Here is a 22648-nt window from a genome sequence, read left to right as displayed (position 1 = left end):
CCTGACGGAGTTTGGTGGATACGAACCGTGACAATCCGGAACGCAAGGTCCGATTGAGCTTCCTCGCCTAGGCCTGTCCGGCGGATCATGCCGCAGACGCGGGGCCGCCAGGGTTGCGCGGGCGGCCTCATTCTTCATTGCCGCACCTTGTGTAATCTAAAAATTAACCTTTCGTGCGCGAGCGAAAGGTGGTGCGAATGTAGGCGCCGTGCTACGCTTGACGCTAGTTGCAGTTGTGGTTCCCGAAACTTCAAGTGCCTCGGCGGCTATATGTCGTCGGGCATTTTTGTATCTCCGGTGCTTATCCGGACGGGGTCATTGTGGCAACACACGGGTCCACACGGTGTGGGCCCCTGGGCACTGCCCCGAAGGAGATAAGACATGGCTACTGGCACCGTCAAGTGGTTCAACTCGGAAAAGGGCTTCGGCTTCATCGAGCAGGACGGCGGCGGCCCCGACGTCTTCGCTCACTACTCGAACATCGCCGCCCAGGGCTTCCGCGAGCTCCAGGAAGGCCAGAAGGTGAACTTCGACGTCACGCAGGGTCAGAAGGGCCCGCAGGCGGAGAACATCACTCCCGCCTGACATCGAAGCGCATGAAGTAGCTGGGGTCCGCCCTTGGGGCGGACCCCAGCTTGCTGCGTTCTGCATTCCAGTCAGAATTCCCTCCGTCTTGCTTTCGGCTCGTTCTTGCAATTCGTCCGGCTCGTTTCCGCCGGGAATTCCTCGATGCGTGCCCCGTCGAGGAAGGTTCTCCATGAGCCGTTCAGTTCACACGAATGACCGATCCACAGCGCCGGGAGAGTTCGCGCTGCCGGTCACCGTCACTCCGGCCCTCCCCGCGGCTGCGACCTTCGGTGAACTGGACATGCCGGCCGAGGTGCTGAAGATGCTCACCGGCCGCGGCCTGCACGAGCCGTTTCCGATCCAGGCGGCCACGTTGCCGAACTCCCTCGCCGGGCGTGACGTCCTCGGCCGCGGGCGCACCGGCTCGGGCAAGACGCTCGCCTTCGGCCTGGCGCTCCTCGTGCGCACGGCCGGGCGACGCGCCGAGTCACGGAAGCCGCTGGCCCTGGTCCTCGTCCCCACCCGCGAGCTCGCCCAGCAGGTCACCGATGTACTCACCCCGTACGCCGAGTTGCTGCGGTTGCGGCTGGCCACCGTGGTCGGCGGCATGTCGATCGGCAGGCAGGCCGGCGCGCTGCGGGCCGGCGCCGAGGTGGTCGTCGCGACTCCGGGCCGGCTTGCGGACCTCGTCGAACGCAAGGACTGCCGCCTGGACCGGGTGAGCATCACCGTCCTGGACGAGGCCGACCAGATGGCCGACATGGGCTTCCTGCCCCAGGTCACCGAACTCCTCGACCTGGTACGCCCCGACGGTCAGCGCATGCTGTTCTCGGCCACGCTCGACAGCAACATCGACCTCCTGGTCCGGCGTTACCTCCACGACCCGGTGGTCCACTCGGTCGATCCCTCGGTGGGCGCGGTCACCACGATGGAGCATCACGTGCTGGAGGTGCACGGCCCCGACAAGTACGCCACCGCCACCGAGATCGCCGCCCGCGACGGGCGCGTGCTGATGTTCCTGGACACCAAGCACGCTGTCGACCGGTTCACCAGGCACCTGCTGAGCAGTGGCGTCAGGGCCGCGGCGCTGCACGGCGGCAAGTCGCAGCCTCAGCGCAACCGCACCCTGGACCAGTTCAAGGACGGTCACATCACGGTCCTGGTGGCCACCAATGTCGCGGCCCGAGGCATCCATGTCGACGCCCTCGACCTCGTCGTCAACGTCGACCCGCCCGGCGACCACAAGGACTACCTGCACCGCGGCGGCCGTACCGCCCGCGCCGGGGAGACCGGCAGCGTCGTCACGCTGGTCCTGCCGGAGCAGCGCCGGGACATGGCCCGGCTGCTGTCCGACGCGGGTATCAGGCCGCAGATCACGCGGGTCCGCTCCGGCGAGGCCGAGCTGAGCCGCATCACCGGCGCGCAGGCGCCCTCCGGTGTCCCCGTCGACGGCAGCGGTCCGGTCGCGGAGCGCCCGAAGCGCGGCGGCGCACCCTTCCGCGGTCTGGGCACCCGCCCGGGGCAGGCCGGCCGCGGCGGCGGCGAGTCCCGCCGGTCCGCCGAGAGCCGCCAGATGGCGGAGGCACGCAAGGCCGCCCGGGTCCGGCGCGGCGCATAGCCGACGTCACCCCTACGACCTCCGCGGGTCCGGTGCGGACGCTCGCAATGCGGTGTTCTTCGAACGGATGCGTGCGGGAGCGCCCAGAAGCGTAGCCTCCCCCTGTACAGCCGCCATCACCTGCTGTTCGGTACTCGCACAGCCCGGAACTCACGGAGAACCATGGCCGAGTCCACCACCCCTCAGGCCAGTGCCGCCGCGCTGCTGCGCCGCCCCAGACTGTGGTTGGTGCCCACCATCCTCACGGGACTGCTCGCCCTGCTGCTGTCCCTGCTCTACATGGGCGGGATTGTCAACCCCAACCAGGACCTGCGCGACCTGCCCATCGCCCTCGTCAACAGCGACTCCGGCAAACCGCCCGCCGGACAGAAGCAGAACCTGGGCACCCAGGTCGCCGCCGCGATCGCCGCCGACACGGCCGGCGGCAAAGCCGAATGGCGTACGCTCACCCGCGCCCGGGCCCAGGAACAGCTCGACTCCGGCAAGGTCTACGGCGCACTCGTCATCCCCGCCGACTTCACCGACTCCGTCACCGCTCTCAGCACGACCGGCGCCACCCAGAAGCCGCTGCTCACCGTGCTCACCAACCCCGGCAAGGGCAGCCTGGGTTCCTCCCTCGCCTCCCAGATCACGACGAAGGCGGCGCACCAGGCGTCGCGGACCATCGGCAGGCAACTCACGACAGCCGTCGGCACCCGGGCGAATTCCACCACGCGGCTGCTGCTCGCCGACCCGGTGAACGTCGTCACCCAGGTCGGTCACCCCATCGGCACCCACAGCGGTCTCGGCCTGACCGCCTTCTACTACACCCTGCTGCTCGTCCTGGCCGGCTTCATGGGCGGCAACGTGATCAGCAACGGCGTCGACACCGCCCTCGGCTACGCCGACAACGAGATCGGCCCCTGGCACACCCGCCGCCCCACCGTGCCGATCAACCGCACCCAGACGCTGCTGTTGAAGATGGGCATGACCGCGGGCATCTCGCTCCTCAGCGCCTCACTGGTGATGCTCGCCTGCGTGGCCGTCCTCGGCATGGACGCGTCCCACCTGCCCCTGTTGTGGGTGTTCTCCTACTGCGCGACCCTCGCCGTCGGCCTGGGCGTACAGGCCATCAACGCAGCCTTCGGCGGAATCGGCCAGCTGGTGTCCATGTTCGTGTTCATCGTCCTCGGCCTGCCGTCCTCGGGCGCCACGGTCCCGCTGCAGGCGATCCCCGACTTCTACCGCTTCCTGTCGCACTTCGAGCCCATGCGCCAGCTCAGCGACGGCGTGCGCGCCATCCTCTTCTTCGACGCCCGCGGTGACGCCGGACTCACCCGCTCCTGGATCATGATCGCGATCGGTGCGGCCCTCGCGCTGCTCTTCGGCTTCGCCATGACGACGTACTACGACCGCAAGGGACACCGACGCTTCACGCCACAACCCGCCTGACCCCGAGGCTCCGCCCAGAACCCCTCGCCGCAGGAGAAGCAGACCGGGCGCCGGGACAGCGCAGGCCGAGGGCGTCGGATTTCCCGAGCTCTGCCCCCGTGGTTCACCGGAGGCGGGGTCTGGGATATGGTCCCCCCGGTTCCGGCTACCTGATGAAAACGCGCCGGTACGGGGAGTGTCGGAGGGGCGGCAAAGCATGGAATCCCAGGTGGGCGACGGCGCATCCGTGGACCTGGACGGCGCGCGGTTGGAGACGATGACTCCCGAACCGCTGCTGACCCGGGACTACGAGACGCGGCCCTCACTCGTGTACGAGAGGCTGCGACAGCGGCACGGCCCCGTCGCGCCGGTCGATCTGCTGGGCGTGCCCGCCTGGTTGGTCCTGGGCTACCGCGAGGCGCTCGACGTGCTCCAGGATGACGTCGGCTGGCCGAAGGGACTGGAGAACTGGCGGGCCCGCTCGGAGGGCAGGGTGCCGGCCGACTGGCCGCTCGGGCCGTCCCTCGAGGTCAACCACGTACTGATCCAGGGCGGCCCCGGCTACCGGCCGTTGCGGACGGCCTGGGACGCGGCTCTCAAACCGTTCCAGGATCCGCGTCACGCCCAGGCGAAGCGGTTGAAGACGGCCGTCGCCGCCTACGCCGACGAACTGATCAGCCTGGTGGGGCAGGCCGGCGGCACGGGTCTGGCGGATCTGTCCGCCCAGTTCTCCCGTCCGCTGCCGCTGATGGTGGCCAGCCATCTGCTCGGCTTCCCCGGCTCCCAGGGCGACGACGCGCTGATGGACATGTGGCGGGTGCTGGACGCCGGACCGGACGCGGAGCCCGCGCTGGAGCGGCTGCTGGCGGCACTGGCCGAACTCGCGGCGGTGAAGCTGGAGAAGCCGGGCGATGACTTCCCCTCCTATCTGCTGGCCGCGTACCCTGAGCTCTCGCTCGACGAACTCGCCCGTGAGCTGTTCATGCTGCTCGGCATGACCTCCGACCACGTCGGCATCCTCATCTCCAACACGGTGGTCGAGGTCATCTCCGGTGAGGGCGGCGTGCGGGCCAGCCTGTCGGCCGGGATGGTCAGGGAGAGCATGAACCGGGTGGTGATGCGCAAGCCGCCGCTGGTGAACTTCGTACCGAGGTTCGCGGCCGAGGACACCCCGCTCGGCAACTACACGATCCGGGCGGGCGATCCGGTGTGGGTCTCCTCCGCGGCGGCGCACGCCGACCCGCTCTTCGCCGACAACGTGTGCCCGAGCACCACGGTCAGCACCCGGGCGCACCTGTCGTGGGGTGCGGGCCGCCGCCAGTGCCCGGCGCGCGAACTCGCCTCGACGGTCGCCGCGGTCGGCGTGGGCCGGCTGTTCGAGCGGTTCTCCGACCTGGAGCTCGCCCTCCCCGTCGACCAACTGCCGTGGCGTTCCTCGCCCTTCATGCGGGGCCTGCGCTCACTTCCCGTACGGTACGAACTGGCCGCGATGCCGGAGCAGCCGCCGGCGGCCGCGCCGGACGCGGATCCGGCCGAGTCGGCGGAGGCCGTGCTGCCGGACCCGGCCGTCCGTCAGCGCTCCTCCCTGTGGCGCTATCTGACGGGACTCATCGGCGTCGGCCGCTGATCCCGGGACGCCGCGGGCGCCCCGAGACCGGCCGCGTGCGTCGGACTACGACTGGCGGACGACGCGGCCCAGTTCGATGCGGTCGATGTTCGGGGCCCACGCGTTCGCGTTGGCGAAGGTCACGCTGTTGGCGCCCTTCTTCAGATCGGCGGGGACGCCCAGCGTCCAGTAGTCGTCCCCGCTCCAGGTGTTCTTGAAGGTGACCTTCCGCGGCGCCGCGGCACCGACCGTGATGTCCGCCGTACGGGACATGATGTCGGTGTTGTAGGCGTGGCCGTTGTCGCGGCGGTCGTTGTGCGCGTAGTGCACGACCAGGACGTAGCGGCCGGACTCCGGCGCCCGCACCGTGAACCGGGCGGTGCTGTCGGGGCTGTTGCCGAGATCGCCGATGTAGGAGCCGCCAAAGGCGTGGGCGGAGTCGACGAGCCTCGCTCCTCCGGCGAGGGCGGCGGACGCGGCTGCGTAGGAGAGGACGCCGGTGGTGGAGCCCGCCCCCGAGACGTCGAGGGACCGGACCGCCGCGTGTCCGGCGCTCAGCGCCACACGGTTGTTGCCGGCCACCAGGTAGAGCCGCAGCGGCCTGCTCGGCGCCGCCGTCACCTTCTCGCCGTGCAGGGCGAGTTGAACCGGCGCCGAGGAGCGCGGTACCACCGTGTAGTAGCCGTCGCGCGGGGCGTACACGTCGAAGACGGCGCTGTCGCCCCGGCGCAGGACGAGGGCGCCCGTGCCCACGCCGGCCGACGAGGAGTAGTCGTACGACGGCCTGCCGCTGATGTCCGCGAGCGTCGCCTCGTAGGACGCCGACGGGGTGCCCGTGCGCGCGGTCAGGTCGATGCGGTCGAGGGTGACTTCGGCGTCGCCCTTGGCGAGGGTCAGCACATGGGTGCCGGCCGACAGCTCCACGCCGAGGTCGTTCTTGGCGCGGTACGTCCAGTTCTCCGTGGAGGGATACGTCACCGTCACCGGGGCCGCGCCGTCGACGGACAGCTTCTGCGTCGCGGGAGCGCCGGACTGGTTGCCGTACAGGACCGCCAGGTCGTACGTCCCGTCTGCCGGGACCGTCACCGTGAAGTCCACTTTGCTGGCAGGGGTGTTGAGGGAGCCGACGTCCTTGGTGCCGGAGGCCGCGTAGCCGTTGGCGTTGTTCACCGTCCCCTGGGTGTAGACCTGGCCTCCGGTGATGGCCGCGTCCTCGGCCTCGTACGACGCCGACCAGGGGACCGTGGCGGGGGAGGGGGTACCGGCGCCGCCCGGGGTGAGCACGATCCGGTACGCGGACATCTTGTGGGCGCCGCGCAGTGGCACGGTCACCGAACCGTCGTCCGCCACCTCGAGCCTGGTCCGGGCGAGGACCTGCGGGGCGGCGTGCTGTCCTTCGTAGCCGGACCAGGCGGCCTCGGCGACGGTCGCGGTGACCGTACGGCCGAACACGGACCGGGGGACGTTGCGCAGCACGACGTCCGAGTCGCCGTCCGAGCCGCCGAGCAGCACCTGGGCCTGGCGGCGCGAGGTGTCCAGGGAGGCCAGGCCCTGAAGGGTGTCGACGGTGTCGGCCTGCGGTGGGGTGACCTGCACGGTGTCGCCGGTCAGTCCGGCGTACCAACGGAAGAACCACCAGCCGCCGTTGGGGATGTTGGTGCGCACCACGTTGCCGTCCAGGTTGCCGGCCGCGTCCCAGTAGGCCTGGTTGGCGTACACCTTGTTCCGCTCGAACATCGAGACCCACTGCACGAGTTGCCCCGGCACGGACAGATCACGGCGGTTGGCGTACTCGTCGATGCTGATCTTCAGCGGAGAGATGCCCAACTGCCGCTCGATTGCCCGGTAGTTGTCGTAGTGTCCCTGGAAGTCCCGGAGCGAGCCGGAGCTCAACTCGTGCCAGGTCAGCACCTGGGGCAGGACGTTCTCCCGCTTGGCGAACGTGAGGAAGTCGGTCATCAGCCGGGTGTGGTAGCCCGTCTCGTTGGGGCCGGCGATCCTCGCGTCGGGGTCGATCGCGCGGATCCGCTGGTACACCGTCTTCCAGTCCCTGAAGAACCGGTCGCGGTTCACCTCGTACTGCGCCTGGTCGGCGACGCCGATCTTGTACCAGATCCAGTCGGGCTCGTTGAACGGGACGTAGACGAAGCGGTCGCTGTTCGGGTCGTCCGACACCTCCTTGACGATCTTGTCGACCTTGGGGAGGTAGTCGTCGATGCCGAGGTCCTCGTAGGGCCACTTGGCGTAGATGTCCTGCATCATGACGTTGATCTCGCCGCCACCGTTGCGGAAGAACGACCTGGAGACGGAGAGCGCGTCCCCGTTGGGGTGCTGGGCGCCGCCCTCCGGTTTCTGCGAGATGCTGGTGATCTTCAGCGGCTCCAGCGCGGCGTCGCTGGGCACACCGTCGTCGCTGAGCCCGTACAGCGCGCCGTTGGCGCCGCGCAGCACCGGGCCCTCGGAGGCGGCGAGGTCGACGGTGAGGCGCTGCGGGTCGATGGGGGTACCTCCCGCTCGAGCGGAGTCGAGAGTGGGGGAGGCTGCCGCCGGGCCCGCTGCGGGGAGCGTGCCTGCCATGGCGGTGACTCCAAGTACGGCGGTGACAAGGGCTGTTCTCGTACGGGTAGGTATGCGGGATGTCGTACCGGTGCGGGGGCTCACGCTGCTGGACCTCCGGTCATTTGACGGCTCCACTGGTGATTCCGGACACGATCTTTCGCTGGCCGACCAGAAACACGGCGACCATGGGCAGGCTCATCACCACGATGTAGGCGAAGACGAGATGCCAGTTGTTGAGGTAGAGCTGGGCGGAGGCGACCTTGTAGAGGTTCAGCGGGAGGGTGGCCCGCTCGCCCCCGCCGAGGACGAAGAAGGAGTAGAAGACGTCGCTCCAGGCGTACAGCATCACCATGATCGTCGCGGTGGCGATCACGGGCCTGAGCAGCGGAAGAATGATCCGCAGGAAGATCCGCAGCGGCCGCGCCCCGTCGATCCGCGCCGCCTCCTCCAGCTCCAGCGGGATGGCGCGGATGAACCCCGTCATGAAGAAGATCGACGTGGACAGGTACATCGCGGTGTAGACGGCGATCATCCCGGGCCGGGTGTTGGCGAGCCCCAGCTGCCGCAGCTCCATCACGATGGTGATCACCGCGGGCGGCAGCAGCAGCCCGCTCACGCACAGCGCGTACGCCGCCGAGACGAGCCAGGACCTGCGGCGGGCGAAGACCCAGGCGGCGCCCGCCCCGAGGACCAGGACGAGAACCACCGAAGGCACCACGACCAGCGCCGAGTTGACGAAGCCGCGCAGCATCTCGCCCTCGTCGAGGACGTCCGCGTAGTTGCTGCCGGGCTGCCAGTGCCGCGGCAGGTCGAGGTTCGGCCTGAGCGCTTCCGCCTGCGGCTTGGCCGAGGTGACGACGACCAGCCACAGCGGCACGCCGACGGCGAGACCGGCCAGGAGGAGGACGAGGACGGGGCGGCCGTAGCGCCACATCAGCGCGGTCACAGCAGTTGCTCCCTTCGCCGCAGGCCGACGACCAGCGGGATCGCGACGGCGACCACGACCAGGAACAGCACGAGGCTCATCGCGGAGGCCTGGGCGTACAGGCCCTGTCCGAAGACCCGGAACATATAGATGTTGAAGACCTCCGTGGAGGCCGCGGGCCCGCCGCCCGTGGTGGCCTGCACGATGTCGAAGGTGTTCATCGACCCGATCAGAGCCGTCGTCACGTTGAAGGTGAGGGCCGGCGCCAGCATCGGCCAGCGCACCGACCGAAAGGTCCGCCAGGGCCCCGCTCCGTCGCACTTCGCGGCCTCCAGCATCTCGCCGGGGATGCCCTTGAGGCCGGCCAGATAGATCAGCATGGACAGGCCCATCCACTTCCAGCCGTGCACGACGGTGACCAGGACCAGCGTCCAGGTGGTCGAGCCCAGCCATGGAATGTCCGTGCCCAGCACCGAGTTGACGGCGCCGTCCTGGTCGAGCAGCGCCTGGAAGACGTAACCGGTGGCGAGCGCGGAGATGAGCACCGGGAGGAAGAAGACGGCGCGGAAGAAGCGGTTGAAGCGGGTGTCGGCCTCCAGCAGCAGGGCCAGCGCCAGCCCGAAGCCGTTCTGGAACAGCGCGGCCAGCACGGCGTACAGCAGGGTCGTGCGGATCGCGCGCAGCAGCGAGCCGTCGTCGGCGATGGTCCGGAAGTTGTCGAGACCGGTGAAGGAGATGCCCGGGTGGTAGGAGGACCAGTCGGTGAACGGGTAGTAGAAGTTGAGCAGGTTCGGCACCAGGAAGAAGCCCGCGAAGACGGCGATCGCGGGGAGCGCGAACCACCAGGGGTGGTGCACGGCGGCGCGCGGGAGCCGTCCCACCCGCTTCGGTCCGCTTCTCGTCGTCGGCTGCTCGTGTGTGCGTATCGCTGTGCCCGCCATGGGAAGCCCCGTGTCGTCTAGAAGCCGGGCGCGCCCTGGGCCTTGGCCACCTGCGCGAACTGGTCCTGGATCGCCTGGGCGACCTGCTGCGGACTCTTCTTGTCGTAGATCATGTCGGCGAGGTAGAGATGGGTGTCTGGGGCGACGATCGCCTTGGCCTGGAACACTCCGATGGCCTTGGGCAGGGCCGCGACCTGGGCCTTCGACGTCTGCGGAAGTCCGTCGGGGGTGGGCACGGACGGCTCCACGGACGGGATCTTCATCGCCTTGATGTAGGCGGGGTAGTCCGGGCCGAGCCAGAAGGCGAGGAACTGCCGTGCCGCGTTCTGCCGCTTCTCGTCACCCGTCCTGAAGGCGACGACCCCGTTGGTCTGGTCGGGCGAGTACAGACCGGTTGCGGAGGATTCGGCGACCGGGAACCAGCCGATCTTCGAGTCGATCTCGGCGGTGGAGTGCTTGGCCTGCAACTGGCTCTGGAAGGAGGTGACGTTGAGGACCATGCCGACGTCACCGTTCCACAGCGCGTCGGCCTGCCCCGTGAAGGTGCCGGTGCGGTAGTTCTTCTGGGCGAGGCCCGCGTCGAGCAGCTTCTCCTTGTACTTCTTGATCGCGGCGACGACGACCGGGTCGGTCCACTTCTCCTTGTTCTCGTTCAGGCCGGCCCACCACTGCTGGTCGAGGTCGGTGAGCTGGACCTGCATCTGCCACTGCAGGGGCCACTTGTCGCCGCCGGCCTCGTAGAAGGCGGCCGTGCCGGCCTTGTCCTTGACGGTGTGACCGAGGGCCAGCAGCTCGTCGTACGACTTCGGGAAGTCCTTCTCGGTGAGCCCGGCCCGCCGGAAGACGTCCTTGTTGTAGTAGACGCCGAGCATGGCGGGGCTGGTGACGATCGCCGCGTACCGCTTGCCGTCGATGACGCCGAGCGACCTCTCGGTGGCGCCGAGCTTGGCGACCCACTCCTCGCCGTCCAGGGTGAGGAGGTTCTGCCGTGGCTGGACGAACGGCAGGGTGGAGATCGACGGCTGCCAGAACATCAGGTCGGGGCGGTCGCCGGAGGCGAGTTTGGTCGGCACGTTCTGCTCGTAGAGGTCCGGGATCGCCTGGGTCTGCACCTTCGCGCCGGTGGCCTTCTCGAAGGCGTCGATGACCTGGCGGGGCGCGTTGAGGGTGTTCTGCGCCGTCCACATGGTCAGCCGTACGCCGTCCAGGCGGGCGGTCGGGTCGACGGCGGACTTCTTCGCGTCCGTGCCGGAGTCGGCGGCGGTGGGGTCGCTGCACGCGGTGGCGGCCAGGCCGAGGGCGCAGGCCAGCGCCAGGGCAGGGAGAGCTCTTCTCATCATCACGTGCCTTTCCGGAACAGGGGGTGCAGGAGGCAGGACTCGTTTCTGCGGGGGGACGTATCCGTAGGGGCTCGTAGGGGCTCGTAGGGGCTCGTAGGGGCTCGTAGGGGGTGGTCAGTCGTGGGCGGGCGCGGCCCCCGAGCTCTCCCGCACCACCAGCTCCGGTACGGAGACGGGGTGCGGGGCGATCTGCGCGGACTCCTCCAGCGCCCCGTGCAGCAGGGCGAAGGCGGACCTGCCGAGGCCGGTGAAGTCCAGCCGCACCGTCGTCAGGGACGGCGTGAGGTAGGCGGAGTGCGGGGCGTCGTCGAACCCGGCCACGCTGACCTCGCCGGGCACGGACCGGCCTGCCTCGTGCAGGGCGCGCAGCACCCCGAGGGCGAGGTCGTCGTTGCCGCACAGGATCGCGGTGACGGCCGGGTCCCGGGCGAGCCTGCGGCCCGCCGCGTGACCACCCGCCGGACCCCAACTGCCCTGCGTGGGACGGGGTTGCGGAGCCCCGGCCTCCTTGAGGGCCTCGCGCCAGCCGGTGGTGCGGGCGCCGGTGCGCCGGGTGCTGGACGGGATGGCCACGTAGTGCACGGTCTCATGGCCGAGGGAGAGCAGATGCCGGGTCGCCTGGTAGGCGGCCTCGCGGTCGTCGGTCCACACCCAGGGGCGGTCGCCCGCGGGCGGGCTCGCCGGCGTCTCGACCACCCCGACGACGGGCAGCCCGGCGGGGACGGCGGTCAGGGCCCGGACGCCGGCCGGATCGTAGGCGATCACGATCAGTCCGCCGCTCGCGTCCGCCGCCCGCTGTACCTCGGCGGCGACCGCCGACTCGTCCGCCGATTCCAGCACGCCGATGCCCACCGCGTAGGACGCGGCGCGGGCCGCCTCCTCGATGCCCTGGAGGATGGATGCGTAGCCGTAGTGGGTGGTGTTGGCGGTGAGCACGGTCACGGCCCGGCTGCGCCCGCTGGCCAGCGCGAGCGCCGTCGCGTTGCGGCGGAACCCCAGCTCGTCGATGGCGGCGAGCACCCGCTCCCGGGTCGCGGGCTTGACGCTGGGATGCCCGTTGATCACCCGGGAGACCGTCTGGTACGAGACTCCGGCGGCCGTCGCGACGTCCCGGATGCTCGCCGGACGCCTTGTGTGACCGGTCACATTCATGCCAGGATTGTGACCGGTCACACAGGGGTCGTCAAGAGACCGTAACGAGGGATTCACGCGAGTGACGCGACCGCCGCCGGCGCACCGGCTGGGGCGGGGTCGGGAGGGGAAGCACCTTGACCGGTACGGCGGATGCGATGCGAAGAGTCATCAACTACCCCCAGGTTCGGTTCAGTTGGGATCATCCGGCCCTCGAGATCGAGTTCGGCACCGCCCCCGACGGGACGCTGCGACTGCTCCGGCTGGACCGGGCCGACGACGACACCGGCTCCGCCCCGGATCCCGAATCGGCCCTTCCCCTCGTCGAGCTGACCGCTCTCGGCCACGGCAGCGGCTGGTCCGGCCCGCGCTTCACGGGCACGGCCCTCGGCGCACGGCTTCGCTACCGGTCCCACCTCGGCGGCACCTGCACCGACCGGCAGTGGCTGACCGTCGAACTCCACGACGAGGAAACCGGGTTGACGGCGTTCGTCGAGCTGACGTCTCCCGCCGGACTGCCCGTCCTGTGCTCCCGCGTCCGGCTGCGCAACGAGGGCGCCGAGCCTGTCGTCGTCCAGTCCGTCAGCAGCCTGCTGCTCGGCGGCCTGCCCTCGCCGGACGACCTCGACGTGCACCGCGCCCGCAACGACTGGCTCGCGGAGTGCCGCTGGTACGCCGAGCCGCTGCGCGACACGGTCGCCGACATCAACGCCGACGCCCACCAGCACGACAGCCGGGCCGCCCTCGCCCTCACTGGACGCGGCAGCTGGCCCACCGACGGGCATCTGCCGATGGGTGCGCTGACCGAGCGGGGGAGCGGCCGGACCTGGCTGTGGCAGGTCGAGTCTCCGGCCGGCTGGCGCTGGGACCTGGGCGAACGCGCCCGCCGTACCTACCTGGCGCTGAACGGTCCCACGGACGCGGAGCACCAGTGGCGGGTCCGCCTCGCCCCCGGCGCGGAGTTCACCACGGTGCCCGGGGTCCTGGCCCTCGGCGCCGGGTTCGACGCGGCGATGGGCGCGCTGACCTCGTACCGCCGTGCCGTCCGCCGTCCGCACCCGGACCACGCGGCGCTCCCCGTCGTCTTCAACGACTACATGAACACGCTGATGGGCGACCCGACGACGGAGAAGCTGTTGCCCCTGATCGACGCGGCGGCCGAGGCCGGAGCGGAGTACTTCTGCATCGACTCCGGCTGGTACGACGACGACGCCGACGGCTGGTGGGACAGCGTCGGCGAGTGGCTGCCCTCGCCGCGCCGCTTCCCCGGCGGTGGGATCCGGGCGGTCCTGGAGCGGATCCGGGAACGGGGCATGGTGCCCGGGCTGTGGCTGGAGCCGGAGGTCGTCGGGGTGCGCAGCCCCGTCGCCGCCGCGCTGCCACCGGACGCCTTCTTCCAGCGCGACGGCGTACGCCTCACCGAGCAGGGCCGCCACCAGCTCGACCTACGGCACCCGGCGGCCCGCGCGCACCTGGACCGGACGGTGGACCGCATCGTCGGCGACTGGGGCGTGGGCTATCTCAAGCTCGACTACAACATCGTGATCGGCCCGGGCACCTGCGCGCCCGGCGACCTCGCACCGGGGGCCGGACTGCTCGGCCACGCCCAGGCCTACCTGGACTGGCTGTCCGAGGTGCTCGACCGTCATCCCGGTCTGGTCGTGGAGAACTGCGCCTCGGGGGGCATGCGGATGGACGGCGCCACGCTGGCCGTCACCCAGCTCCAGTCGACCAGCGACCAGCAGGACCCGTTGCGCTACCCGCCCATCGCCGCCGCCGCGCCGACGGCCGCCCCGCCCGAGCAGGGTGCCGTCTGGGCCTACCCGCAGCCCGGCTACGACGACGACCTGATCACCTTCACCCTCGGCGGCGCCCTCCTCGGACGCATCCATCTCTCCGGCCATCTGGATCGGATGACGCAGCGTCAACTCGCCCTGGTGCGGGACGCGGTGGGCGCATACCGGACGATCCGCGGGGATCTCGCACAGGCCGCGCCGTTCTGGCCGCTCGGCCTGCCCGGGTGGACGGACGAGTGGCTGGCCCTGGGGATGCGGGTACCCGGCGACCGGACGTCGTACGTCTCCGTCTGGCGCCGCGGTGGTGAGGTTGAACTCCGGCTGCCGATCCGGCACTTGGCCGGTCGCGCAGTACGGGCGGAGATCCTGCACCCGTCCGCCGCGACCGCCGGCTCGGCGGTCTGGGACGGCAGCGGCCTGCGGATCTCGCTCCCGCGCACCCCGGCCGTCCTGCTGATCCGCCTCACCCAGCAGCCCGCGAACCTCCCGTGAGAAACCGTCCCTCGGCCGTGTCGGGCGGCCTCAGCTGTCGCGGGGCCGGAGGAGTGTGAAGACAAGGCGGGCTCCGGCCCGTTGAACGCGGTGGCGCAGGCAAGGCCCGGCCGGACGTGACCCGGCCGACGGGGGAGCGGCGGCCAGACGCAGGGGAAGAGCGCCTCGGCGTCAGTGCGGTTCACCGCCCTCAGGACGCCGAGGTCCACGCCTTCGTCGAGGCCGCCCGTGAAGTACTGGCCGGCGATGTCCGGGGCGAACGGTCAGTCACTGCCGGCGCCCTCGTGCAGTGGCACCTGGCCGGGGGTCGCGGGTGGTCAAGACGTTCAGCAACCTCGACGTCCGACGGCTTTTCCTGCTCGCGCGAAGCACAGCCGCTGCTTGTCGTCGCTGACACCGGCGATGCCGCCTCCGCTCGGCATCCGCCGCTCCGTCGCCGTCCGTCATCGCCCGTCCTCCTCGCCACCGCCCGTGCGCTGGCCGGACAACGACACCCGCCGCAACCTGCTGGCCTGGACCTGGATGGACGGTGACGCCCGCCACCTGGTCGCCGTCAACGACTCCGACCAGCCGTCCCAGGCCCGGCTGCCCCTGCCCTGGGACGACCTGCGCGGGCGCCCGCACCGCCTGACCGACCTGCTCACCTCACAGTCGTACGACCGCGACGGCGACGAACTGGTCGACCCGGGCCTGTTCGTCGCCCTGGAGCCCTGGCAGACCCACGTCCTGGAGGTCGCGGAGGTCTTCGGGAGTGGCTGAGGTCAGCCCATGCTCTTCGACCCGTCCAGGGACTCGCGGATGATGTCGGCGTGACCGGCGTGCTGCGCGGTCTCGGCGACGATCTGCAGCAGGACCCGGCGGGCCGACCAGCGCAGACCCGGCTCGAACCACGGGGCCGACGGCAGGGGGTGGTCCGCGTCGAGGTCGGGCAGGGTCGCGACCAGCTCGTCGGTACGGTGCGCCACCTCGTCGTAGTCCTTCAACACTCCTGCCAGCGTCTCGCCCGGGAGCATGCGGAACTCGTCGGCCCGCTTGGCGAAGTCCTCCTGGGTCATGCTGGTGAAGTCGGGCATCGCCGACGGGCCCTGCAGGATGAACGTCGCCCAAGACCGTTCGACCGACGTGACGTGTTTGATCAGGCCGCCGAGACACAGCTCGCTGGCCGTGGTCCGCTGCCCGAGCTGCTCGTCGGTGAGGTCGCGGGTCGTGAAGCGCAGGAAGTGCCGCTGCTTGGCGAGCGCCTCCAGCAGGTCGGCGCGCTCGCCGGTGACGGTCTGGGCGAGGGGGGTGGAGTCGCTCATGGTCCTCTTCTTCCGTTACTGCCGTGAAGGCTGTTCCGCGGTCGAGGACCACCTTAGAAGCCATAGAGGTCAGATCCTGGCCTAATGGGGCGGCCATCGGTCTGCATCCTCACAGCGCCGCCGGCACCACCTCCGTCCCCGCACCCCAGGCCGTCGCGCACAGTGCCCGTTCGACCTCGGCGGTGTAGACGGCCGCGGCCAGCCAGGCGCGGGCGAAGCGGCCGGTGTCGGCGGGGAGCAGCCGGCCGAAGGCGTCCCGGGAGCGGTCCGCGGCGGCGGCCCGCAGCTCGTCGAGGAGGTCGCCCGCGGTGGCGAGACCGACGCGCCGCAGTCGCCCGCCGTCGCCCGGCCCGCTGTCCGGGAACGCAAGCACCCGACGGCCGCCGGAGACCGCCTGGTGCACACGGCGGCGCAGGAGATGCAGCGGCGCCTCGTCCACCACGGGAGCGGGGGCGGGGGCGGAGGCCGCCACGGACGTGGGCAGGTCCGCGTGTTGGAGGCGGTCAAGGCCCAAATCCACCCGGGCGTCCGGCCGGGCGGGATGTTCGGCGGCGAGCAGCAGCGCGCGCGGGGCCGGACCCGGCACGAGCCGCGCCACGATCCGCAGTCGGCTGCCCCGGGCGGCGGCCAGCAGACGGAGGTTGTCGCGATACGGCAGCGCCGGATCCTCGTGGGCCGCGGCCAGCCGGACGGCGAGGCCGTCGTTGTCGGCCAGCAGGCAGTCGCCGGCCGACTCGCGGACCGTGCCCACCAGGGTGACGTCGAGGAAGAGCAGGCCATGGCCATCGCTCAGAGCGCGGGCGACCTGCTCGGCGACGGGCACCGCCCACAGCCGCTCCAGCGGCTCTGCGTCCCAGGCGGCGCCGGACGCGCGCACCGCCCGCACCCCCGCCCCCGCGCCGAGCCGCCCCGTCGGCGAGACGGTCGCCCCGGAGACCGCGAGCCCCGCCCGCGACAGCTCACGGTGGGTCAGCGCGGTGTCCCCGATCCGGACGGCACGGTCGGCGGCGCCGGTCGCCCGGCTCGGTCCGCCCGGAGCCACGTCGGACACCGTGTAGAGGCGGCCCCCGGCGTCGGCGGTCCAGGTGACCGCGCCCGCGTACCCGGTCGCCGTCGACACCGGCTCGGAGAAGACGCCGTACAGCCGCAGCGAGCCGTCGGGGGTGTACGGCTGCCGTACGGCGCCGCGCAGTTCGGTCAGGTCCGGGCCGCTCGCGAAGGGCAGCCGGTGGGCCACGCCGAGGACGGTGCGCAGGGCGTCCACGAGGTCGGATCGCCGGTACCCGGGATCGGCGGAGCGGGCCGCGCGTATCCCGGTGACCACGGAGACCGCCGAGGCGGCGGCACGGGGGAGTCCCGCGAGCCGGGCGGTGTGCGCGGCGCGCAGGAGCTCCGCCTGGAGCACGGCGCCGGACCCGTCCGTACCGGCTTCCAGGACGGCGGCCGACGCGTCGTACACGGCCCGTGCGGCGGCGAGCTGGGCCGGGCCGGCGGCTTCCGGCTCCGGCTTCGAGCCCTGCGTCGCCGCCTCTTCCTGCGCCTCTTCCTGCGCCTCCGCCTTCTCCTCCGCCTCCGCCTCTGTCTCCGCCTCTGTCTTCTTCTTCGCTTCCGTCTGCGCTTCCGGTGAGGACGTGGGTGCCGCGTCGGGCGAGGGGTCGGCGACCGGTGCGGCCGAGGCCGCCGCCGCGCGGTGCAGACAGTCGGGGGCGAGCAGACAGCCGCAGCGGATCGCGTCCGCGTCGGCCACCGTGCCGCCCGGCGCGTGCAGTTCGACGTCGGTGTCGTCGTCGACGGCGATCCGAACGGTGTCGCCCTCGCGGACGACCGGACGAGCCGCGAGCTTGGCGATGCCCGCGTCCAGCCGCTTGCGCAGCCGGGGCGAGAGCGCCTCGACGAGTTCGGCGGTGACGGACGGGGCGACCGGAGGCAGGTCCTGACCCGTGCTCATGCGATCTTCTCCCCTACCCAGCGGGCGAGTTCGAGCGGACTGAGGGCGGCGACGGGCATCCCCGCGGCGACGAGCTGACCGGCGACGCCCGTGGAGTAGCGGGGCCGGCCGGAGTCGTCGAGGCTCGCGCAGCCCAGGACGTGACAGCCCGCCCCGACCAGCGCGCGCACCTCGGCGAGCAGCCCGCCGAGCGGGTAGCCCTCCTCGAAGTCGCTCACGACCACGACGAGGGTCCGCGACGGCACGGTGACCAGCTCACGCGCGTGCCGCAGCCCCGCCGCGATGTGCGTGCCGCCGCCGACGCTGACCTCCAGCAGCAGTGACAAGGGGTCGTCGACCTGGCCGGTGAGGTCGATGACCTCCGTGGAGAACGCCAGGAAGTGCGTGGACAGCGTCGGCACCCCGGCCAGCACCGAGGCCGTGAGCGCGGCCCACACCGTGGACGCCTCCATGGACCCCGACACGTCCGTGACGAGGATCAGCCGCCAGTCGGCGGCCCGTCGCGCCCGCGTGCGGAACACCGGGCGCTCGGGGATGACGTGCACCGTGCCGTCGGGGTCGCGCCGCGCGGTCGCCAGGTTGGCGCGCAGCGTACGGGGCAGGTCGAGACCGCCGCCCGGACGCCGGCTGGGGCGCGGCAGCGTCGTGCCGTGCAGGGCGGGCCGCAGCCGGGTGGCGAGCTGCCGGGTCAGCGCGTCGACCAGCCGCCGGACGAGCGGACGCAGCGCGGCCAGCCGGGCCTCGGGCAGCCCGCCCGCGTGCCGCAGCACCGTGCGCAGCAGATCGACCGAGGGGCGCACGCTGTCCGCGTCCAGTTCCATGAGCACGTCGTTGCGGCCCGACGCGGCGGCCGCCGCCAGCACCTCCTCGCGGATGCCCGGCCCGAACAGCGCCGTCAGTTCTTCCGACCACTCCCGCACCCCGGGATACGGCACGTCCCGGCCGCCGCCGGACCCCGGGCCCGTCAGGTCCCCACGGCTGCCCTCGCCGCGCCCGCTGCCGTACAGCTCGTCCAGCGCCGTCGCCAACGTGCGGGCGGACGAAGGGAGCCGGTCGCTGCGGCGGCCCAGGACGAGCCGCCATCGGTCGGCGGGAGCGAGGCGGCGATCCTCCTCGACGGAGCCCACGACGGGGCGGGTGCCGGTGCCGGTGCCGGTGGTGGGGGTGGGGGCGGTTGCGGGGGCGACGGCCTCGGGGATCGGCGGCTGTGCGTCGCCGCGTGGCGCGGGCAGCAGCCTCAGCGATCGCAGGGTGGCGCGGGCCGCGAGGTCCGCTCCGGTCCAGGCGGCGAGCGCGGCCGGGTCGACGCCGTCGGTGTCGGCGACGTACCCGGTGTCGAGGCGTTCCTCGACGGCCGCGAGGAGACGGTCGCGGGCGGCGGGGCTCAGTGTGTCGAATCCGCCCCGCAGCGCGGGAAGCCGGTCGAGGAACTCCCGGTCGGGCAGCTCCGAGACGCGGTCGAGCAGGGGCTCCAGCGCGGGCGCCGCGGCTTCCAGCAGTGGGCCCGCGGCGGTGAGCAGCCCGCTCAGCCGGGCGGTCAGCGCCGACCGCGCGTCGGGATCTACGGCCCCGTCGACCCACGAGGCGACACGGTCACCGAAGGCCCGGGCGTCCTCCTGCCCGAGCAGCACCGGGACGGCTCCGGCGGCGCCGCGCATCAGCGGGGAGCCGGCGGCGGCCAGTCGGGCGAGGGCGTCGGTGAGCCGGATTCCGCCCAACAGGTCGGCCCGGTGGGCGAGTTCGAGCAGGGCGTGGGCGTCGGCGGGGTCCTCGGAGCCGGTCAGGCCGTCCACCTGCCGCACCGCCGCCGCGGTGAGCCCCTCGGCGACACCGGCCGCACGCGCCGTACGGTCCTCGTCGGCGCCGAGCCCCGGCACGTGACCGGACCGCAGCCGGTCCAACAGGGCCAGAGCGGCGAGGAGTTCGGGCAGCGTGCCAGAGTGCGGCAGCACCTCGGCGATGTCGTCGAGCCGCTCGTCGGCGAGCAGCGCCAGCCCGCACTCCGCGGCTTCCGCCAGCCCTTGCAGCACCTGGGCGGCCGTCGAACCGCCCTCGTCCCGCTCCGTGCGCCGCCGTTCACGCAGCACGCCCTCGGCGGCCTGGGCGGCGGTGACCCCGCGCACGCCGGCCGCGGTCAGCATGGCCGCCGTCGCCGGCGTCCAGCGCACCTCCCAACGCGAGGTGAGGGCCTCGGCGCCGCCCGCGCCGACGACCTCCTTCGCCTCCCCGTACGGCACCCCGCACACCGTGAGGCGCCGCAACAGCAGCTCACGACGCCGGTCGAGATCCGAGCGCAGCGGGTCGAGCCGCAGCTCCCGGGCCGCGCCCAAGGAGCTCTCCGGTCCGGGCAGGCGCAGCCCCGCCACCTCGCCCTCGACCGCCGGGGCGAGACCACTGCGCGGCGCGTCCGGCGAGGGCCGGCCGGTACGCGTGCCGACGAGCACCCGCTCCATCGCCCGCGCCACGGCCCGTCCCCGCCCGTACGGCTCGCCCTGCGCGAGGACCGTCTGCACGGCCTCGGCCAACTCGCCACGGCCCGCCGCGGGCAGCCCGCGCAGCCGGGCCAGATCCGAGGCCAGCCGGGTGATCTCCCGCGCGTCGGCGGGCCCGGACGGATGCCCGAGCCCCCGCAACTCCGCGCAGACCCGCACGGCCGCCCGCGTCAGCGCCTCCTCCAACGCGGCCGGATCCCCTGCCGCCCGCCACACCATGTCCTGCCACTCCGGGTCCCGGATCCCGGCCGGATAGCCGGAGCGCTCGTCCAGGAGCGCATAGGAATAGGGGACCAGGGAGGTGGTCCACGAGCCCCGCCCCGGGGCGCCGGCTTCGGCCCGCTCGCCGCCGGCCGGGAGGGAGACATCCGGCGGCTCGTCGCCGGCCGGGCCGGAAGCCCTGCCCTTCTCGGGCAGGGCCGAGCCGGACGTCTCTGCCCGCCCGCGACCGCCGGGGTGAGAGGCCTCGGGCCGTTCCTGTCCGGGCCGCTCGGCGAAGGTGCTTGGTTCGGCCAGGGCCGACCCCGTCAGCGCCGGGGCGTGGAAGGCGAAGGTGCTTGGTTCGGCCAGGGCCGACCCCGTCAGCGCCGGGGCGTGGAAGGCGCCGATGATCACAGCGGCCCGGGCGCCGTCGGCGGTGGCCTCGGTGATACGGGACCGCATCCACCACTCGCGCCGCAGATCCAGCTCGGGCACCCCGCCGCAGGCGGCCGCGTCCTCGCGCAGCGCCCACCCCGTCAGCAGGGCCGCCCGGCGCAGGGCCTCGGGCGGGGAGCCCGGAGCGGTGGCCTCGACCAGCCGGTCCCACAGATCGTCGCCGGGGCGGCCGGTGAGCCGGGCGCGGAGCGCGTCGGTGAGCCCCCGCGCACCCCCTGGCGCCGTGCCGCCGTCGCGCCCCTCGGCCCACGCCCGGTCCGTGAGGGGCAGGTCGCAGGCGATCACCGGGACACCGCGCCGGGCGGCCCAGCGCACCGCGGCCAACTCGGGCGAGAAGTCGGCGAACGGATAGAACGCCGGACCCCCGCCGCCCCCGTTGCCCCCGCCGCCCCTGCTGTCACCTGGCGCCGCGGCGAGCGCCACCGGGGCCCGGGTCCCCTCGTGCCCGAGCCAGGGCAGCCACTCCTGCATCTCGACCGGCAGCTCGACGAGCACCACGTCCGGCTTCGCCTGATCCAGCAGCGCGGGCACGGCGGCGGCCAGCGAGGGCGCGTGGTGCCGTACGCCGATGAGGTAGGGCGCGGCCGGGTCGGTGAGGGCGGCGAGCGCCTCGTCCGGGGCGCCCGGTGCGGTGGGGTGGAGGGACACGCCGTCAGCCCTCCAGGACCGTGCGCAGATCCCACAGGGTGCGCCAGGTGGCCGAGCCCTGTTCCGCGCGGCGACGGACGGGACCGTCCCAGTAGCCGCGCAGCCGGGCCGCGTCGGCGGGGTCGTCCTTGCGGACGACGCCGAGCAGATGGCCCGGCAGCAGGCCCAGCACGTCACGGTCCCCCGGGAAGTACGCCGCCGCGAGCGCCAGCGCGCCCGCGACGGACACGGCCTCCGCGGTGCTCATCACCGTGGACGGCCGCTCCACCTCCCAGCCCTCCGCCGACCGGCCCTCCCGCAGATCGCGGAAGGCGGTGACCAGAGCCTCCAGCACGGCGTCGTCGACCTGGAAGGGCGCCCCGGCCCGCTCCACCGACGCCCGCGCCTGGCTGCGCACCAGCGCGGTCTCCGCGTCGAGGTCCGGAATCGGGCCGACCGTCTCGAAGTTGAAGCGGCGCTTGAGGGCCGCGGACATCTCCGAGACACCCTTGTCGCGCAGGTTGGCCGTGGCGATCAGGTTGAAGCCCGGCGCGGCATGCGCCAACGCGTCGTCGCCGCCCGCCAGTTCGGGTACGGCGATGCGCCGTTCCGACAGCAGCGAGACCAGCGAGTCCTGCACCTCGGGCAGACAGCGGGTGACCTCCTCGACCCGGGCGATGGCGCCCCGGGACATGGCGGTCAGCACCGGCGAGGGCACCAGCGCCTGCCGGCTCGGCCCCTGCGCGAGCAACAGGGCGTAGTTCCAGCCGTACTTGAGCTGGTCCTCCGTCGTGCCTGCCGTGCCCTGCACGACCAGGCCGCTGGTGCCGCACACGGCGGTGGACAGCAGCTCCGACAGCATCGACTTGGCGGTACCGGGCTCGCCCACGAGCAACAGCCCGCGCTCCCCGGCCAGCGTGACCACGCACCGCTCCACCAGCGCCCGGTCGCCGACGAACTTGCCCTCCACCGCCAAGCGGCGCGGCACCCCGTCGGGGGCGTCGACGCCGTCGGGCAGCTTCAGGGCGCGGCCGTCGCTGCCCATGACGAACGTGACGACGGCACGCGGGGTGAGCCGCCAGGCGGGCGGGCGCGGCCCGTCGTCGTATGCGGCGAGGAAGGCCAGCTCGGTGGCGTACCGGTCCTCGGGCGGGACGATCTGGCGGACGGGGTCGGCGGAGGGGACGGTGTCGGACGGGGCGGTGGCGGTCATCGGCGCGCGTTCTTCCAGGCGGGGC

Annotated in this window: 15 protein-coding genes; 6 read left to right on the top strand and 9 right to left on the bottom strand. The window is 72.3% G+C overall.

Annotation, left to right across the window (positions count from 1 at the left end; translation table 11 throughout):
- The first annotated feature begins 381 nt into the window (after positions 1-381).
- From ACIBTS_RS14465 to ACIBTS_RS14450, 4 genes are all read left to right on the top strand, one after another.
- On the top strand, positions 382-585 hold the full coding sequence (locus ACIBTS_RS14465) for a cold-shock protein (RefSeq protein WP_079664111.1): 204 nt from the start codon (positions 382-384) through the stop codon (positions 583-585).
- A gap of 172 nt (positions 586-757) precedes the next feature.
- Complete coding sequence (locus ACIBTS_RS14460) at positions 758-2185, top strand: DEAD/DEAH box helicase (RefSeq protein WP_319674378.1); 1428 nt, start codon at positions 758-760, stop codon at positions 2183-2185.
- A gap of 162 nt (positions 2186-2347) precedes the next feature.
- Complete coding sequence (locus ACIBTS_RS14455) at positions 2348-3616, top strand: DUF3533 domain-containing protein (protein ID WP_399319385.1); 1269 nt, start codon at positions 2348-2350, stop codon at positions 3614-3616.
- A 196-nt stretch (positions 3617-3812) separates the two neighbouring features.
- The gene (locus ACIBTS_RS14450) at positions 3813-5222 is read left to right on the top strand and encodes a cytochrome P450 (protein ID WP_399319383.1); all 1410 of its coding nucleotides are present in this window, start codon (positions 3813-3815) and stop codon (positions 5220-5222) included.
- Positions 5223-5267: 45 nt separating this feature from the next.
- On the opposite strand, the gene ACIBTS_RS14445 is transcribed toward ACIBTS_RS14450, so the two are convergent.
- The 5 genes from ACIBTS_RS14445 to ACIBTS_RS14425 form a co-directional block, all read right to left on the bottom strand.
- Positions 5268-7778 carry a cellulosome protein gene (locus ACIBTS_RS14445; protein ID WP_399319381.1) on the bottom strand — a complete coding sequence of 837 codons (2511 nt, stop codon included), beginning with the start codon at positions 7776-7778 and terminating at the stop codon, positions 5268-5270.
- 100 nt (positions 7779-7878) lie between these two features.
- Complete coding sequence (locus ACIBTS_RS14440) at positions 7879-8694, bottom strand: carbohydrate ABC transporter permease (RefSeq protein WP_399319713.1); 816 nt, start codon at positions 8692-8694, stop codon at positions 7879-7881.
- 8 nt (positions 8695-8702) lie between these two features.
- On the bottom strand, positions 8703-9626 hold the full coding sequence (locus ACIBTS_RS14435) for a carbohydrate ABC transporter permease (RefSeq protein WP_399319379.1): 924 nt from the start codon (positions 9624-9626) through the stop codon (positions 8703-8705).
- Between the two features lie 17 nt (positions 9627-9643).
- Positions 9644-10966, bottom strand: a complete 1323-nt coding sequence (locus ACIBTS_RS14430; RefSeq protein WP_399319378.1) for an ABC transporter substrate-binding protein — start codon at positions 10964-10966, stop codon at positions 9644-9646.
- A 114-nt stretch (positions 10967-11080) separates the two neighbouring features.
- Complete coding sequence (locus ACIBTS_RS14425) at positions 11081-12118, bottom strand: LacI family DNA-binding transcriptional regulator (RefSeq protein ID WP_399319376.1); 1038 nt, start codon at positions 12116-12118, stop codon at positions 11081-11083.
- A gap of 137 nt (positions 12119-12255) precedes the next feature.
- Between ACIBTS_RS14425 and ACIBTS_RS14420 the strand changes: the two genes are divergently transcribed.
- Together ACIBTS_RS14420 and ACIBTS_RS14415 are read left to right on the top strand one after the other, a co-directional pair.
- Positions 12256-14385, top strand: coding sequence for an alpha-galactosidase (locus ACIBTS_RS14420; protein ID WP_399319374.1), 2130 nt, complete (start codon positions 12256-12258; stop codon positions 14383-14385).
- A gap of 381 nt (positions 14386-14766) precedes the next feature.
- Entirely contained in the window at positions 14767-15144 is a 378-nt protein-coding gene (locus ACIBTS_RS14415) for a hypothetical protein (protein ID WP_399319372.1), read from the top strand.
- Positions 15145-15146: 2 nt separating this feature from the next.
- On the opposite strand, the gene ACIBTS_RS14410 is transcribed toward ACIBTS_RS14415, so the two are convergent.
- The 4 genes from ACIBTS_RS14410 to ACIBTS_RS14395 all read right to left on the bottom strand — a co-directional run bounded on the left by ACIBTS_RS14410 (position 15147) and on the right by ACIBTS_RS14395 (position 22623).
- Complete coding sequence (locus tag ACIBTS_RS14410; protein WP_399319370.1) at positions 15147-15686, bottom strand: DinB family protein; 540 nt, start codon at positions 15684-15686, stop codon at positions 15147-15149.
- Between the two features lie 109 nt (positions 15687-15795).
- Positions 15796-17634, bottom strand: a complete 1839-nt coding sequence (locus tag ACIBTS_RS14405; RefSeq protein WP_399319368.1) for a hypothetical protein — start codon at positions 17632-17634, stop codon at positions 15796-15798.
- A complete protein-coding gene (locus ACIBTS_RS14400) occupies positions 17631-21431 on the bottom strand; it encodes a DUF5682 family protein (protein ID WP_399319367.1) in 3801 nt (1266 codons plus the stop codon). Before ACIBTS_RS14400 ends, ACIBTS_RS14405 begins: the two co-directional genes overlap by 4 nt.
- Positions 21432-21435: 4 nt before the next feature.
- Positions 21436-22623 carry an AAA family ATPase gene (locus ACIBTS_RS14395; protein WP_399319711.1) on the bottom strand — a complete coding sequence of 396 codons (1188 nt, stop codon included), beginning with the start codon at positions 22621-22623 and terminating at the stop codon, positions 21436-21438.
- Between the last annotated feature and the right edge of the window lie 25 nt (positions 22624-22648).

Origin of the sequence: Streptomyces sp. NPDC050121 (assembly GCF_044460385.1) — a bacterium.
Classification (GTDB): Bacteria; Actinomycetota; Actinomycetes; order Streptomycetales; family Streptomycetaceae; genus Streptomyces; species Streptomyces soliscabiei.
Note: the sequence above shows the minus strand (reverse complement) of the source record. Positions and strands in the feature narration are given on the sequence as shown.

Excerpts from the sequence above, each read along its gene's own strand:
- ACIBTS_RS14450 (WP_399319383.1), top strand. The coding sequence starts at position 3,813 with ATGGAATCCCAGGTGGGCGACGGCGCATCCGTGGACCTGGACGGCGCG.
- ACIBTS_RS14445 (WP_399319381.1), bottom strand. The coding sequence starts at position 7,778 with ATGGCAGGCACGCTCCCCGCAGCGGGCCCGGCGGCAGCCTCCCCCACT.
- ACIBTS_RS14395 (WP_399319711.1), bottom strand. The coding sequence starts at position 22,623 with ATGACCGCCACCGCCCCGTCCGACACCGTCCCCTCCGCCGACCCCGTC.
- ACIBTS_RS14455 (WP_399319385.1), top strand. The coding sequence starts at position 2,348 with ATGGCCGAGTCCACCACCCCTCAGGCCAGTGCCGCCGCGCTGCTGCGC.
- ACIBTS_RS14440 (WP_399319713.1), bottom strand. The coding sequence starts at position 8,694 with ATGTGGCGCTACGGCCGCCCCGTCCTCGTCCTCCTCCTGGCCGGTCTC.
- ACIBTS_RS14405 (WP_399319368.1), bottom strand. The coding sequence starts at position 17,634 with ATGAGCACGGGTCAGGACCTGCCTCCGGTCGCCCCGTCCGTCACCGCC.
- ACIBTS_RS14410 (WP_399319370.1), bottom strand. The coding sequence starts at position 15,686 with ATGAGCGACTCCACCCCCCTCGCCCAGACCGTCACCGGCGAGCGCGCC.
- ACIBTS_RS14435 (WP_399319379.1), bottom strand. The coding sequence starts at position 9,626 with ATGGCGGGCACAGCGATACGCACACACGAGCAGCCGACGACGAGAAGC.
- ACIBTS_RS14465 (WP_079664111.1), top strand. The coding sequence starts at position 382 with ATGGCTACTGGCACCGTCAAGTGGTTCAACTCGGAAAAGGGCTTCGGC.
- ACIBTS_RS14460 (WP_319674378.1), top strand. The coding sequence starts at position 758 with ATGAGCCGTTCAGTTCACACGAATGACCGATCCACAGCGCCGGGAGAG.
- ACIBTS_RS14430 (WP_399319378.1), bottom strand. The coding sequence starts at position 10,966 with ATGATGAGAAGAGCTCTCCCTGCCCTGGCGCTGGCCTGCGCCCTCGGC.
- ACIBTS_RS14425 (WP_399319376.1), bottom strand. The coding sequence starts at position 12,118 with ATGAATGTGACCGGTCACACAAGGCGTCCGGCGAGCATCCGGGACGTC.
- ACIBTS_RS14420 (WP_399319374.1), top strand. The coding sequence starts at position 12,256 with ATGCGAAGAGTCATCAACTACCCCCAGGTTCGGTTCAGTTGGGATCAT.